14 protein-coding genes are annotated in these 14,516 nt (G+C 65.9%); 3 read left to right on the forward strand and 11 right to left on the reverse strand.

Annotated elements, in window-relative coordinates; all coding sequences use genetic code 11:
- Positions 1-17: 17 nt before the first annotated feature.
- Positions 18-521 carry an FKBP-type peptidyl-prolyl cis-trans isomerase gene (locus AABA48_RS15770; protein ID WP_010940903.1) on the reverse strand — a complete coding sequence of 168 codons (504 nt, stop codon included), beginning with the start codon at positions 519-521 and terminating at the stop codon, positions 18-20.
- A gap of 168 nt (positions 522-689) precedes the next feature.
- Here AABA48_RS15770 and AABA48_RS15775 point away from each other — a divergent pair, with 168 nt between their 5' ends.
- Complete coding sequence (locus AABA48_RS15775) at positions 690-2,342, forward strand: fatty acid--CoA ligase (protein ID WP_286351238.1); 1,653 nt, start codon at positions 690-692, stop codon at positions 2,340-2,342.
- An 8-nt stretch (positions 2,343-2,350) separates the two neighbouring features.
- Here the strand turns inward: AABA48_RS15775 and AABA48_RS15780 are convergent, their stop codons facing one another.
- On the reverse strand, positions 2,351-3,421 hold the full coding sequence (locus tag AABA48_RS15780; protein WP_010940905.1) for a type IV pilus twitching motility protein PilT: 1,071 nt from the start codon (positions 3,419-3,421) through the stop codon (positions 2,351-2,353).
- Positions 3,422-3,466: 45 nt separating this feature from the next.
- Positions 3,467-5,242 (reverse strand): response regulator, encoded by a 1,776-nt coding sequence (locus AABA48_RS15785; RefSeq protein WP_286351239.1) that lies wholly within the window; start codon positions 5,240-5,242, stop codon positions 3,467-3,469.
- Positions 5,243-5,497: 255 nt separating this feature from the next.
- Here AABA48_RS15785 and AABA48_RS15790 point away from each other — a divergent pair, with 255 nt between their 5' ends.
- Positions 5,498-6,157 carry a YceH family protein gene (locus tag AABA48_RS15790; RefSeq protein ID WP_286351240.1) on the forward strand — a complete coding sequence of 220 codons (660 nt, stop codon included), beginning with the start codon at positions 5,498-5,500 and terminating at the stop codon, positions 6,155-6,157.
- A gap of 13 nt (positions 6,158-6,170) precedes the next feature.
- Entirely contained in the window at positions 6,171-6,983 is an 813-nt protein-coding gene (locus tag AABA48_RS15795) for a formate/nitrite transporter family protein (RefSeq protein WP_286351241.1), read from the forward strand.
- Positions 6,984-6,986: 3 nt separating this feature from the next.
- On the opposite strand, the gene AABA48_RS15800 is transcribed toward AABA48_RS15795, so the two are convergent.
- The 8 genes from AABA48_RS15800 to AABA48_RS15835 form a co-directional block, all read right to left on the reverse strand.
- Positions 6,987-9,272 carry a Tex family protein gene (locus AABA48_RS15800; RefSeq protein ID WP_286351242.1) on the reverse strand — a complete coding sequence of 762 codons (2,286 nt, stop codon included), beginning with the start codon at positions 9,270-9,272 and terminating at the stop codon, positions 6,987-6,989.
- 80 nt (positions 9,273-9,352) lie between these two features.
- Complete coding sequence (locus AABA48_RS15805) at positions 9,353-9,769, reverse strand: thiol-disulfide oxidoreductase DCC family protein (RefSeq protein WP_286351243.1); 417 nt, start codon at positions 9,767-9,769, stop codon at positions 9,353-9,355.
- 11 nt (positions 9,770-9,780) lie between these two features.
- The gene (locus AABA48_RS15810) at positions 9,781-10,257 is read right to left on the reverse strand and encodes a MaoC family dehydratase (protein ID WP_286351244.1); all 477 of its coding nucleotides are present in this window, start codon (positions 10,255-10,257) and stop codon (positions 9,781-9,783) included.
- A gap of 61 nt (positions 10,258-10,318) precedes the next feature.
- Complete coding sequence (locus tag AABA48_RS15815; protein ID WP_286351245.1) at positions 10,319-11,704, reverse strand: lipid biosynthesis B12-binding/radical SAM protein; 1,386 nt, start codon at positions 11,702-11,704, stop codon at positions 10,319-10,321.
- On the reverse strand, positions 11,701-12,123 hold the full coding sequence (locus tag AABA48_RS15820; RefSeq protein ID WP_286351246.1) for an acyl-CoA thioesterase: 423 nt from the start codon (positions 12,121-12,123) through the stop codon (positions 11,701-11,703). Before AABA48_RS15820 ends, AABA48_RS15815 begins: the two co-directional genes overlap by 4 nt.
- A gap of 1 nt (position 12,124) precedes the next feature.
- Positions 12,125-12,955, reverse strand: a complete 831-nt coding sequence (locus AABA48_RS15825) for an ACP S-malonyltransferase (RefSeq protein ID WP_286351247.1) — start codon at positions 12,953-12,955, stop codon at positions 12,125-12,127.
- A 14-nt stretch (positions 12,956-12,969) separates the two neighbouring features.
- The gene (locus tag AABA48_RS15830) at positions 12,970-14,262 is read right to left on the reverse strand and encodes a B12-binding domain-containing radical SAM protein (protein ID WP_286351248.1); all 1,293 of its coding nucleotides are present in this window, start codon (positions 14,260-14,262) and stop codon (positions 12,970-12,972) included.
- A complete protein-coding gene (locus AABA48_RS15835) occupies positions 14,259-14,516 on the reverse strand; it encodes a phosphopantetheine-binding protein (protein WP_010940916.1) in 258 nt (85 codons plus the stop codon). The genes AABA48_RS15830 and AABA48_RS15835 overlap by 4 nt, the downstream gene beginning before the upstream one ends.

Below are 14,516 nucleotides of genomic sequence, written 5' to 3' on the forward strand. Positions count from 1 at the left end.
GGAGGAGAAGGGAGGAGCTAGAGGATTTCCACCAGTTGGAACTCGTAGGTGAGGTCCTCTCCCGCCAGGGGATGGTTGGCGTCGAAGGTGACGCTTTCGTCGGTCACTTCAACCACGGTTACGCCGAAGTCCTCGTCGTTCTCGTTGGAGATGACCAGTTCCTGACCCACTTCGGGGATCAGGTCGGGGGGGAGATCGGAACGCTCGACGGTGAAGACCTTTTCCTCGTCGTACTCGCCGAAGCCTTCCGCCGCCGGGATGACCACGGTCTTCTTCTCACCCGGGGCCATGCCGATCAGCGCCTCCTCGATCTTCTCGAAAAACTCGCCCCCCCCGATGGTCAGGGTCATGGGGCCGCTCTCCTCGCAACCGCAGCCGCAGCTGCCGTCGCCGCAGTCATCGGATTCGCAGTCGTCCGTGTCGCATCCAGCCCCTTCGAGGGTGCTGTCGAAAACCGTTCCGTCTTCCAGGGTGCCGGTGAAATCGATCGTTACCCGGTCACCTTTTTGTGCTTGTGCCATTGTTGTTCCCTTTTTGTTTAATGATGTTTCTGCCTCTCTAGAGTACAGGCGCGAGGGGTAAACAGTCCACCAAAAAATCGTGCCGGCCGGCGGTTAACCCGGTGCCTTCGCGGTTAAAATCGTGTAAGATGTGCGGCCATGCCATTCCCGGACCAAAGGAGTTCCGCCATGACCGATACCCTGATACCCCGCACCCCCTCAGCCTACGACTATCCCCTGCTCATCAAGAACCTGTTCCGCAACCCCGTGGTCGACAACCCGGACCAGGAAATCGTCTACCGGGGCGTGATCCGCCACACCTACCGCGATCTGCGCGAGCGGGTCCGGCGCCTGGCCAATGTTCTCACGGGCCTGGGGGGCAAGGCGGGCGATACCGTGGCGGTCATGGATTGGGACAGCCACCGCTACCTGGAGCTTTTCTTCGCGGTGCCCATGATCGGCGCAGTGCTCCATACCATCAACGTCCGCCTCTCCCCGGAGCAGATCCTCTATACCATCGACCATGCCGAGGACGATCTGCTGCTGGTGAACAGCGAATTTCTCCCCATTCTGGAGCAGATCCGGGGCAGGATCGACACGGTGCGGGGGTATGTGCTCCTCACCGACGAGGAAAAGATGCCCGAGAGCCACATCCCCTTTGTGGGTGAGTACGAGGCGCTCCTGGCCGCGGCCTCAGGCGAGTACGATTTTCCCGATTTCGATGAGAACACCCGGGCTACCACCTTCTACACCACCGGGACCACCGGCCTCCCCAAGGGGGTCTACTTCAGCCACCGCCAACTGGTGCTCCACACCATGGGAGTTATGGCGTCCCTGGGGACGGTCTTCGCCCATGGCCGCCTCCACCAGGGGGATGTCTACATGCCGATCACCCCCATGTTCCATGTCCACGCCTGGGGCGTGCCCTATCTGGCCACAATGCTCGGCATCAAACAGGTCTATCCGGGGCGCTACTCGCCCGATCTGCTCCTGGACCTCATCGAAAAGGAACGGGTCACCTTTACCCACTGTGTCCCCACCATCCTTCATATGCTCCTCAAGCATCCCCATGCCAAGCGGGTCGACCTGGCGGGATTGAAGATGATCATCGGCGGGGCCGCCATGTCCCGGGCCCTCTGCTGCGAGGCGCTGGAGCGCGGCATCGATGTTTTCACCGGCTACGGCATGTCCGAAACCTGCCCCATCCTGACCATCTCGCGTCTCACGCCTGAAATGCTGGCGGGAAGCCCGGCCGAGCAGGCCGAGATCCGCTGCCTCACGGGGCTGTCGCTGCCGTTCGTGGACCTGCGGGTGGTGGATCCGGAAACCGGGGCAGAGCAGCCTCGGGACGGCCGGAGCGCCGGCGAGATCGTGGTGCGCGCCCCCTGGCTGACCCAGGGGTACCTGAAGGACCACCGTACCTCGGAAAAGCTCTGGGAGGGAGGCTTTCTCCATACCGGTGACGTGGCGGTGCGGGACGAACGGGGATACTTACGGATCACCGACCGGACCAAGGACGTGATCAAGGTGGCGGGAGAATGGGTCTCTTCACTGGAGTTGGAGGATATCCTGGCTCATCATCCTGCCGTGGCCGAAGTGGCGGTCATCGGTCAGCCCGACGAGAAATGGGGGGAGCGCCCCCTGGCCCTGGTGGTGCTGAAGCCCGAGGAGGTCGGCCGGGTGGGGGAAAAGGACCTGGCGCATTTTGTCCGGGAGTACGCCGACAAGGGGATGGTCAGCAAGCAGGTGGTCCTGCTGAAAGTGCGGCTCGTGGATGCCATCGACAAGACGAGCGTGGGCAAGATCAGCAAGGTGACCCTGCGGGAGAAGTACCTGGCATAGGAGGACGGCTACTCGGTGAAGGCCAGCTTCCGCTCCAGGTCCATGGAACGGGTGATCTGCTTGGCCTGGTCGAAGGTAATGACGTCCTTCTCGCACAGCTCCAGCAGGTGCTGGTCAAGGGTCTGCATCTGGTAGAGGGAGCGGCCGTTTTCGATGTGCTTCTCGATCTCGTCCAGTCGTCCCTCGCGGATGCATGCCTGGATGGTGGTTGTGGCGCGCATCACCTCCACCACCGGCAGGATGTTCTCCCCGGATTTGTCCTTGATGAGCCGTAACGACACGGTGGCCACCAGGATGTCGGCCAGGCGCTGGCGCAGGACCTCCTGGGCATCGGGGGGGAAGTGGCCGATGAGCCGGTTGATGGTGGATACGGCGCTCTGGGTGTGGAGGGTGGAAAAGACTAGGTGGCCCGTCTCCGCCGCCTTGATGCAGGCGTCGATGGTTTCCAGGTCGCGCATCTCGCCCACCATGATCACGTCGGGGTCCATCCGCAGGGACGAGCGGAGCGCCGCGCTGAAGTCGACCGTGTCGATTCCCACCTCCCGCTGGATGATGCAGCTCTTGTCCGAGGTGAAGAGGAACTCGATGGGGTCCTCGATGGTGATGATGTTGAAGGTGCAGGTCTCGTTCAGGTGGCGAATCATGGAGGCAAGGGTGGTGGACTTGCCGTTGCCCGTGGGTCCGGTGACCAGCACGAGACCGTTGGGGGCCTTGGCGATCTCACCCAGGACCGGCGGCAGGTTGAGTTCCTCGAAGGTCCCCACGTGGGGAGGAATCACCCTCATGACGATGCCGATGCTCCCGCGCTGACGGAAGATGCTCACCCGGAAGCGCCCGCCATTGGGGAGCGAGTAGGAGGCGTCCAGCTCCCGCAGCTCGTCGGGGAGGGTCCGGTGGTTCTGCTCCATAACGGCCCGGGCGATGAATTCGGTGTCTTGGGGGGAGAGCTTCGGCAGCTTGGAGCGGAGCAACTGCCCCTTGGCACGGAAGAAGGGGGGATTGTCCACCTCGAAGTGGAGGTCGGAAACCCGCTTTTCAAAGGCAATGCCCAGAATCTGGGACAGAAGGTTCATATCCATGGCGGTACCTCACTGCTATCTAAAAAATGCGGCCGGAAAGACCGTTCAGCGGTCACAGGCCGTCCCCTCGGGAGCCTTCCGCTCCCGTTTCCTGCGATAGAGCGCCGTTTCCAGCACCAACCCCGCCTCGCCCGCCACGAGCTCAAGCAGCTCGGTGCGCACGGGCGCTGCCCCCTTGTGGCCGAAATCCCCGTAGATGAGAGCGATGACCTTGCCGCCGCAGACCAGCGGGAGCAGGATGACCGTGGGGTGGAGCGGGGGGCCGATGATGGGGAAAAGATGCCCCTTCAGTATCTCATCGTCAGTTTCGCCATAAAATGCAGCTCTTTTTTCAATCGCGTCCCGGAGCACCGACGGGCGGTCCAGGGGGATTCTCGTCCCGAAGGAGGGCGAGACGCAGGCGCCTCGGGGGCTCCGAATGCCGATACTCCGTTCGGCGATAAGTTCGTCTTCACGCACGATGAGGGTGAGTGCCCGCTCGAAGGTGCCGGCCACCGTGCCCAGGAGGGTCAGGGCGATTTCAGGGGGCTCGCGAAGTGCCCGCAACTCCATGAACGTTTTGCCGAGTTGGGCCATGGCCGCCTCGCCGCCGTCTGAGCCCCGCCGCCTCAGATAGAGGGGCAGGGCGTCCAGAAGCCGGAGGGTGTCCTCCAGAAAGGTGTCGCCGCTCGCCTCGCGCACGGGGCGGGGGAACACGGCCACGGCTCCGTCTTTAAGGGCCTGGAGGGCAAAGGCCGGCTCAAGGGGCGAGGCGAGCTGGATGAGGGCAAGGTGGGGGTGGTGTTCCCTGACCCGTCGCAGGAGCCGCGCCGCATCTTCTGCGGGCAGGGGAAAGCCGGGCGATGCCGGCGAGTCAAGGATCAGGGTCGTCTGCCCGCCGCGGGAGGCGAACTGTTGCGCCAGCGGGGCCAGGTCCTGCTCGTCGTTGGTGGTGAAAACGGAAATCCCCGCCTGGCGGCAGACGGTGGTTACGCAGTAGGAAAAAAGGTCGTCCGGGCTGAAGAGGATGGCGGAAAGAGTGGGCGTGCCGGCGGCCGGAGCGGTGTTCCCGAGCCGGCCCAGAAAGGCGAAGAGTTCTTCCTGTTCTTTGTCGGAAAGGTCTGCGCCCAGCTCTTGAATCTTACGCTGAAGGGAGGGGCTGCGATCCTCCAGCCCCAGAAAGACCTGGGGAATTTTCCGTTCGATCAGATCCAGGTCCCCGAGCCCCAGATCGTCGGCGGAGATGCTGAAATCATCGGGTTCCATGATGGCGAGGTCCGGGGCCTGATCTCCGACCGAAAACTCCTCTTCTATCAGCAGTCCGTCGCGCTTTTTCTCGTCGTAGATGCGGAGGGCGTCCATGAGGACATTTTCCGTGTGGAGCGTGATTTCCTCATGGAGCTTTTCCGGGAAATAGCGGTACTCGTCGGAGACGCTGACCCGGTTCACGTCCAGATCAAAGGTGCCCCGCCTCCAGGTGAGAATTTCCACCACCGTCAGCTCGATGAGGGCCTCAAGCCCCCGGTAGGCGTCCTCCTTGCGGACGCTGCCCCGTTCGAGAAGTGTTGCCACCAGGGGTTTCCGTCCCGCTCCCGCCTCCTCCTGCTCCTGCAGGGCCTGCTCCAGGACCTCCCTGCTGATGGCGCCGGCTTCAACGAGGATGTTGCCGATCCGGACGCTGTTGTCGAAATGGTTGGCACTGATGATGTAACCGTCGTTGAAGACGAGCTGGGACTCTCCCTTGCGTCCCCGCACGGTGAGGGTGCCTGACTTGCGGGTGGCGTGCAGCAGTTGGATGACGTCGACGATCGACAGGTGTTCCAGGTCACCGGTGAAAGACATGAGGCGGTTCTCCTTGCAGGGGGCGTCAGGATGCGCCCGGTCCAGCCCTGGACCGTCAGGGGGGCGACTTTCCCCGCTGGACCCAGGTTCAATTAAACTCGATAACGAGCGCCCCTTCAAGTACACCTATCGGAAAGAAACGGAATTGCTTGAGGAAACCTTTCCGCAGTCCGTCCGCTGAAGCTGAAAAGCGCATGCGTTCGGCGCCGAATCCGGGTATACTGCGAGGCCAACCCCAACGACAAAGGAGACCCTATGGAGATACTTCTGAACGACGTGGAGGTGCGGGTTCTCGGCTGCCTGATCGAAAAGGAGCTGGCGACCCCGGAGTACTATCCCCTCACCCTCAACAGCCTCACCACAGCCTGCAACCAGAAGTCGAACCGGGACCCGGTCATGGCCCTGGAGGAGTCTGACGTGGTGCGGGCCTTGGATGGCCTTAAAATGAAGCATGTGGCGATCCAGGCCGCCGATTCGGGACGGGTTCCCCGCTACCGCCACATTTTGTCGGAGCGGCTGCGGTTCTCCCCGGCCGAGCTGGCGGTCCTGGCCGAGTTGCTCCTGCGGGGGCCCCAGACCCTGGGTGAGCTTCGTACCCGCGCGGAGCGGATGCATCCCTTTGCCGATCTGACCGCCGTGGAGCAGGTGCTGGGCGAGCTCTCGGAACGGACCCCGCCCCTTGTCATGCGGCTTCCCCGTCAGCCCGGCCGCAAGGAATCACGTTTCGCCCACCTGCTGGCCGGCGAGCCGGACCTGTCGGCCGAAGAACGGCCGGCAGGTCCGGAAGGGGCCCGGCTCCAGGTCATGGCGGAAAATGAGCGGATTGCCGCACTGGAGTCGGAGGTGGCGGCGCTCAGGGCGGAAGTGGCCGAGTTGCGGCAGGTGATGGAAGAGTTCAGATCCCAGTTCGAGTGAGAGGGTAAGTGGCATGACGGACAAGCGTTTCCTGACCCCGGCCGAGGCACTGAACGCCACGGTTGAGAACGGCCGGCGGGTACTGACCCAGTCCCTCGCCCGTACGGTGCTCCTGAGCCTGCTGGCAGGATTTTACATCGCCTTCGGCGCCCAGTTGGCCACGGTGGTGACCCAGGACGCGGCGCTCCACGTGGGGCAGGGGATCGCCCGGTTCCTGGGGGGCAGTGTCTTTTCGGTGGGGCTCATGCTGGTGGTGATCTGTGGGTCAGAGCTCTTCACCGGCAACAGCCTTCTGACCGTGGCGGTTCTGCACGGCGAGATCACCTGGGTGAAGATGCTGGAGAACTGGGGGGTGGTGCTCCTGGGGAACCTGGCGGGATCCCTCTTCTTCGCCTGGCTCATGGTTGAGTCCGGGCTCTGGGAGAACGGGGCCGTGGGCGACCAGGCAGTGCGGATAGCCGCGGCCAAGTGCGCGATCCCCTTCGGTGCCGCCCTCATCCGGGGCATCCTCTGCAACTGGCTCGTCTGCCTGGCGGTCCTCATGGCCACGGCGGCCCGGGACGTGGGGGGCAAGATGCTCGCCTGCTACGTCCCCATCATGACCTTCGTGACCAGCGGCTTCGAACACTCGGTGGCCAACATGTACTTCATCCCCACGGGACTCCTGGTGGCCGGCGCCCGGGGCACGGCGGAGCCGGGCCTCACCTGGGGCGCATTCATGGGGAACGTGGTGCCGGTCACCATCGGCAACGTCATCGGCGGGGTGATCTTCGTGGCCATTGCCTACTGGTTCATCCACCTGAAAAAAGGGGGGAAACAGGCCTAACCGTTACCGTTTTTTCACCCGGAATCCGGCCCGTTCCAGCCCCCCCAGGTCAAGCCCGCCGCCGGTTTTCCGCGGCTCTTCCTTGCGCGCCGGCTTTTCCGCACTCCGCGGGGCGCCGCCGGGCGCGGCCTCCCGGATGGAGAGGGAGATGCGCTTGCGCTGCACGTCCACGGCCAGGACCTTCACCTGCACCACCTGCCCCACCCGCACCGCCTCGGCCGGGTCCTTCACGAACTTGACCGAGAGGTGGCTCACATGGACCAGGCCGTCCTGGTGGACCCCCACGTCCACGAAGGCGCCGAACGCGGTCACGTTGGTCACCACCCCCTGGAGCACCATCCCCTCCTTCAGATCGCCGATCTCGGTCACGTCGTCCCGGAAGGCGGCAGTGCGGAATTCCTCCCGCGGGTCCCGGCCCGGTTTTTTCAACTCTTCCATGATGTCGCGCAGGGTGGGAAGCCCCACCGCGTCGGTCACGTAACGCTTCAGGTCGATCCGCGCCGGCAGGGCCGGGTCCGCGGCCAACTGGCCGAGAGACACGCCCAGTTCCGTTGCCATGGCCTCCACCACCGGATAGCGCTCCGGGTGGACGGCGGTGGCGTCCAGGGGATGCTCGCCGCCCCGGATGCGGAGAAAGCCGGCCGCCTGCTCGAAGGCCTTGTCGCCGAAACGGGGGACCTTCATGAGTGCCCGGCGGGCGGGGAAGGGACCGTGCTCGTCCCGGTGGCGGACAATGGCCCGGGCCAGGGACGGCCCCACGCCGGAGACGTAGGAGAGGAGCGCCCAGGAGGCGGTGTTCAGGTCGACCCCCACGTAGTTGACGCACGACTCCACCACCGCGTCCAGGGACTTCTTCAGGGCGCGCTGGTCCACGTCGTGCTGGTACTGGCCCACGCCGATGCTCTTGGGGTCGATCTTGACCAGTTCTGCCAGAGGATCCTGAAGGCGCCGGGCGATGGAGATGGCTCCCCGCACGGTCAGGTCCAGGTCCGGGAACTCCTCCCGGGCGATCTCCGAGGCCGAGTAGACGCTGGCCCCGGCCTCGCTCACCATGACCACCGGAATCCTCTTCCCCCCCTCGGCCAGGGTTTCCTTGGCGAACTGCTCCATCTCCCGTCCCGCGGTGCCGTTACCCACTGCCACCATCTCGATGCCGTGGCACTCCACCAGTCGGAGAAATTCGCGCTTTGCCGCCGCCACCTTCCCGTCGCCGCCGGCGTGGGGGTAGATGGTCACATGCTCCAGGAACCGGCCGGTGCCGTCCACCGCAGCCAGCTTGGAGCCGGTCCGCAGCCCCGGGTCCACGCCGAGGACCCGCTTGCCGCCGGCCGGCGGTGCCAGGAGGAGGTTCCGGAGGTTCTGGGCGAAGACGGTGATGGCCGCCTCATCGGCCCGCTGCTTGGCTTCCAGCCGCAGCTCAACTTCGATGGAGGGGGCGATGAGGCGTTTGTAGGCGTCCTCCGCCACCCCTTCCAGAAGTTGGCGGAAGATGCCGGCGCGCCCCGCGATCCGGGCCCTGAGACCGGCGAGGATTTCCTCCGTCGGCGCCTCGATGGCCAGGATGAGCACCTCTTCTTTCTCGCCCCGGCGCATGGCGAGCATCCGGTGGGAAGGGACCGACTTCAGGGGTTCCCGGTGGTCGTAGTACATCTCGAACTTGGTGACCGCACCTTTCCGATCGGCCGCCACCCGTGAACAGAAGATCCCCTGGTCGGCCGTGAGGCGGCGGACAAAGGCCCGGGCATCGGCGTCGTCCGCCAGCCGCTCGGCCAGGATGTGGCCGGCTCCCTCCAGGGCGGCGGCCGCGTCGGGCACCTCGCCGGCGGGGTCCACGAAGGGGAGGGCAGCCTCCTCGGGCGTGCCCGCGGTCAGCTCCTGGGCCGCCATGAGGTCGGCCAGGGGCTCCAGCCCCCGCTCCCGGGCGATGGTCGCTTTAGTGCGCCGCTTGGGCTTGTAGGGGAGGTAGAGGTCCTCAATCTCGGTCTTCTGGCGCGAGGTCCGGATGCGGTCCGCCAGCTCGGGGGTGAGCTTCCCCTGTTCCTCGATGGATTTGAGGACCGTGAGCTTGCGCTCCTCCAGCTCAGTGAAATAGGCGAGGCGCTCTTCGATTCCTCGGATGCCGACCTCGTCCAGTTCGCCGGTCCGCTCCTTCCGGTAGCGGGCGATGAAGGGGACTGTGGCCCCATCGCGCAGAAGTTCCACCGTGTTCGCCACCTGGAAGGGGGCGAGGCCGGTTTCTTCGGTCAGGTAGCGGAGAATATCCTGCAGGGTCTGGTCGCTCAGTGCCATGGAAAGTCCTCTGTTCCGGGGGAGTTGGGAAAGGCGGGCATCCTACCACAGGGGGCGGCGTTTGAAAAGCGGGGAGGGCTTCAGTGCCGGTCCATGCGGCAGGTGCCGCCGTCGCAACGGGCGGCGCGTTTCGGAAGGTACTTGCGGATACGGGCGAATCCCCGGTAGCCGAGCCGTGCCAGGAGGTTGAGCCCCGGCAGCATCACGAGGGCGCCGAGGAGCCCGTAGAGGCTTGAGGCGGGGAAGGCCTGCCAGATGGCCCAGAAGCCTTCCACTCCCCGGTAGGCGCGGCCACCCCGGTCGATGGCGTGCATCTGCGCCATGAACGCCTCCAGGGTGATGCCCCAGGGGGACGGGTCAAAGGCGGGATCGCTGATGTCCACGAAGACGAGCCGTCCGCCGTGGTTTTTGCGCCGGTAGACCGCCATCTCGGCCGCGCAGACGGAGCAGGCGCCGTCATAGAAGACGGTGAGGGGGAATGCCGGAGGGGTCGGCACGGTGCGCCGCCTCAGGGATAGACCCGCACCACCTGCTCGGCCACGCAGGCGGGCTTGTCCTTGCCCTCGATCTCCACGGTGATCTCGTAGGTGATCTGGACCGCCCCGGGCAGGGGCTCCACCGCCTTGAGCAGGGTGCGCGCCCGGAGCCGGGAGCCCACGACCACCGGCTGGGGAAAGCGGACCCGGTTCAGGCCGTAGTTGACCCGCAGCCGCATGCCGGGGTAGTTGCGCTGGAAAAAGTCCGGGTGGTTCGCCTCCGTGAGGCAGGGGAGCAGGGAGAGGGTCAGGAACCCGTGGGCCACGGTGGCGCCGTAGGGGGATTCGCGCCGGGCCCGCTCCGGGTCGGTGTGGATCCACTGGATGTCGCCGGTTACGTGGGCGAACCGGTCGATCCGCTCCTGGTCGATGGTGAGCCAGGGTCCCACGTGGGTTTCAGTGCCGAGGTGCGGGGCAAGGAATGCGATCAGGTCATCCGTGGCCGACATAGAACCTCCGTGAAATCTGCCGTTCACTGTAGGGGCAATTCGTGAAGTGCCCCTACACCGGCTATTGACGCTGGGAAAGCGGCTTCGCGTGGCTCCGCCCCAGCCGCTTGATCAGTTTCCACAAGGGACCGCGCACCGGGAAGTGGCGCATGGCCTCCAGCATGGCGTCGCTCATGTTGATCTCCAGTCCCGGCGCCACCCAGTTCCGCCGCGTCATGGCCCCGGCGGTGACCAGTTCCCCCAGCACGTCCCTGATGGCGGGGTCCAGGTAGAAGGTCGGTTCCAGGAGCGGCTCATCCGGCGTCACCATCCCCTCGGCCACGGCCCGTTCGAAGAGGGGGGTGCCGGGGAAGATCCGGATGCCGGTCATGGCGATGACCGCGGTGGGGGCCACCTCGTCCATGAGGGCGAAGCTCTCGGCAATGGTCGCCGGGGTCTCGCCGGGGCCGCCGAAGAGGATGTAGTGGGCAAAGTCGACCCCCAGCTCGCGGCAGACGCGGGACGACTCCCGGATCTGTGCCACGCCGAAGGACTTGCCCAGGTTGCGGAGCATGGCCGGCGAGCCCGAGTCGGTGCCGAACTCCACGGCGTCGCAGCCGGCGGCCACCATGGTTTCCATGAGGCGCGGGGTGATGAACTGGGGGTTTATGAAGGCAGACCAGCCCATGGTGAGGCCCGAGGCGACCATGGCCCGGCAGAGTTCCTCGGCAAAGTCGGGGGGGTAGTTGAAGATGTCGTCCACGAAGTAGACGTAGTCGATGCCGGCATCGGCCAGTTCCCGCAGCTCGGCCACGATCTCCGCTGCCGGCCGGAGCCGCATGCGCCGTCCCTCCAGGAGCGGGTAGGTGCAGTAGATGCAGCCGAAGGGGCATCCCCGCTTCGTCTGGATGTTGGCCATCCCCCCCTCCCGGCGGTAGCGGGCCAGGGCGAAGAGGCGCCGGTCCGGGGCGGCGATCCGCTCCACCGGCCGGGGCGGCGCAAAGGCCCCGGCGCCGGCCACCACTCCCGGCAGGCCCGCCGGGGACTCGCCCCGCTCAATGCAGGCCAGAAGCTCGGGCAGGATCTCCTCTCCCTCGCCCACCACGCCGAGGTCACCGCCGGTGAAGGCGAGGAGTTCGGCTGGCATGAGGGAGAAGCCCGATCCTCCCAGGATGGAGGTGGCTATGCCCCGGCAGCGGTCCACGATGGTCTTGACCCCGGCCACGTAGGAGCGGGAACCGGGCCAGGTGACGTTGTCGATGTTGCGGACGGAGATGATCACGGCCTGGGGGGCGAAATCCGCCAGAGCCGCGGTCACGGCCTCCTCCGGATCGGCTTCGAAGCAGAGGTCCAGGGCCCGGAGCTCGTGGCCGGCCGCCTCCAGGGACGGGACCAGGCAGGCGAGTCCCAGGGGAAAGACCGGGTAGGGGCTCCGCTCCCGGTTTGCCGACACGAGGAGGAGCCTCATGCCCCCTCCGTCCATGCGAGCAGCCGTTCCAGCCGTTCGCCCACTGCGGGGGGAAGGCGGTACTGGAGCACCCCGTCCCGGTCGGTGAGGGCGTGAACGGTGCGCCCACGCGCACAGAGGGTGCCGTCGGCTCCAAGGATGCGGGTGGCGAATTCGATGGTGGCCGTTTCGGTCCGGCGGGCCGCGGTCATGATCCGCAGTTCCTCGTTGAAACGGGCCGGCCGGCGGTAGGAGAGCTCCAGATCCACGACCGGGGCCAGATATCCCAGCTCGCCGATCTGGGCCGCGTCGAGCCCGAACCGCCCCGCCAGGTCGTTGCGTCCCACCTCCAGCCAGGCCACGTAGTGGCCGTGCCAGGCAACGCCGTAGGAATCAACCTCGTTGAAACGAACGGTGAGCGGTGTTTCGTGTTCCCGCATGCTACCTCCCCCGCTCGCTTTCGATCCACCGGTTGTACTTGCGGAGGGAATCACCGACCCCAACCTCGTAAAGGTGGTTAGCGCCGGCGGCGCGCAGGGCGCGGTAGGTGCGCTCCCACCGGACCGGCTCCATGAGGTCCCGGACCATGAACACCGGCAGGTCTGCGGCGGCCAGGAAGTCCTGGTCGATGTGGTCCACCAGGGGGACGGACGGCTCCCGGTAGCGGTAATCGCCGGCCACGGTGGAGAGTTCCGTTGCCACCTCCGCCATGAGCGGGGTGTGAAGCGGGGCGTCGCACGGGAAGAGCCTGGCCGAGAAGGCGCCGCGGGCCAGGGCCTCGGCGCAGGCGTCCTCCATGGCCCCCCGTTCGCCGGCCAGGAGAAAGTGGCGGGACGTATTGTGATTGGCAAGGTACACGCCGTTGTTCTCGGCAATGACCAGGAGGGGTTCCAGGGTGAGCCCCACCATGCAGCCGAGGGCGTAGGTCCGTTGTCTCCCCATGGCGGCCATGGTCCTGCCGAGGCGGACGGCGAGCTCCAGGGCGTCACCCTCATCCAGGGCCCCTGCCGCGGCCAGGGCGGGGTAGATCCCCATGCTGTGCTCGGCGATGAGCCGGGGCACGATCCCGTCGGCCCTGAGCCGGCGGGTCCGGTAGAGCCCCATGGCCACGCCGTAGGCCTGGAGTGCCACGGTATCGCTGGACGGTTCGCCGGTCCAGGAAAAGGTGTGCAGGTCAAAGGAGGCCCGCTGCCGCGTCAAAAGGGCAATGGCCTCGAAATCCGCGTCCTTCGGGAGTTCAGTCGGTGACGCGAGGGGTTGTCCGGGAAACATGAAGCAGATCATGGTCAGGAGGCTTTCGTTCTGTCGGATTTTCGGATGGCGCTGCGGAACCCCAGGTTCATGGGGCCGAAGACCTGCACCGAGCGGTGCAGCTTGCCGATGCGCCGCCACATGGAGCCGAAGGAGTAGAAGGAGCGGTTGAGCCAGTCGTGCCCCTCCTGGAGCTCCCGGGCGGTCATTCCCGTGGGGCGGAAGGTCACGTGCCCCATGTCGTAGTCGCGCCAGTCGTTGGAGGTGATCCGCCCCTCGGCCTCCAGTCGCCGGCGCACGGCGGTACCGGGGTAGGGGGTGAGGATCGGGAAGATGGCCGCCTCGATCCGGGCCTCTTCGCAGAAGCGGAGGATACGGCCGAAGGAGTCCGGGGTGTCGCCGTCGTAGCCCAGGACAAAGGACCCGAGGATGCCGATGCCGTGGTCCCGGAATTTCCGGGCCTGGTCCAGGAACGCGGAGGAGCTGTTGGTCACCTTTCCCATGGCGGCCAGGGCCTCCTGGTCCAGGGACTCGAATCCCACGAACATGCCGATGCAGCCCGATTCGCCGGCGGCCCGCATCAATTCCTCATCCCCGGCGAAATCGATGGGGGCATGGGAGAGCCACTTGAACCCCATTCCCTTCATCCCCCGGAACAGGGGCAGGGCGTAACGGCGGTCGGCCACCAGGTTGTCGTCCACGAAAAAGGCAAAGGAGTTGGCCTTGCGCAGGGTTTCCAGCTCGGCCAGCACCGCTTCGACGGGGCGTTCCCGGTACTTGCGGCCGTAAAAGGCGGTGACCGAGCAGAATTCGCAGTCGAATGGGCAGCCCCGGGTGGTCTGGAGGGTGTTGGTCAGCAGATACCCCTTGCCGGCGAAGATCTCGCGCCGGGCCACCGGGATCGATGCCATGGGCAGGAGCCCCGGGGACCGGTAGAGGCACTGAAGCCGGCCAGCCTGGAAATCCGCCAGCAGCAGGGGCCAGGAGAGTTCCCCCTCGCCCACCACCACTGCGTCCACGTGGCCGAGGGCCTCGTCCGGGAGATTGCTGGCGTGGAATCCCCCCATGACCACGGTTTTTCCCCGGGTCCGGAAGCCGGCGGCGATCTCGTAGGCCCGGGGCGCCTGGGGGGTCATGGCGGTGATGGCCACCAGGTCGCACGGGGCATCGAAGTCGATGGTCTCCCGGCTCTCGTCGCAGAGGGCCACGTCCCATTCGGTCGGGGTAACCGCAGCCAGGGCGGCCAGGGCAAGGGACGGGAACTTGAAGCCCAGTTCGCCCCAGAGCCTGCCCCGGGGCCAGCCCGGCGCCACGAAGAGGATCTTCATTTCCGGTTGGCGGCGATGTGGTCGGCCATGCTCCGGACCGACGCGAAGACCTTGGTGCCGGTGGCGGCATCGGGGACCACCACGCCGAAATCCTTCTCCATGGCCACCACGAGCTGGAGGGCGTCGATGGAGTCGAGACCGAGACCTTCGCCGAAGAGGGGGGCGTCGGTGTCGATGTCGTCGGGGGACATTCCCTCGATCCGGAGGGCGTCGATGATCATCTGCTTTACCTGCACAATGAGTTGGTCGGACAT

It is taken from the genome of Geobacter sp. 60473, assembly GCF_036323535.1.
GTDB classification, from domain to species: domain Bacteria; phylum Desulfobacterota; class Desulfuromonadia; order Geobacterales; family Geobacteraceae; genus Geobacter; species Geobacter sulfurreducens.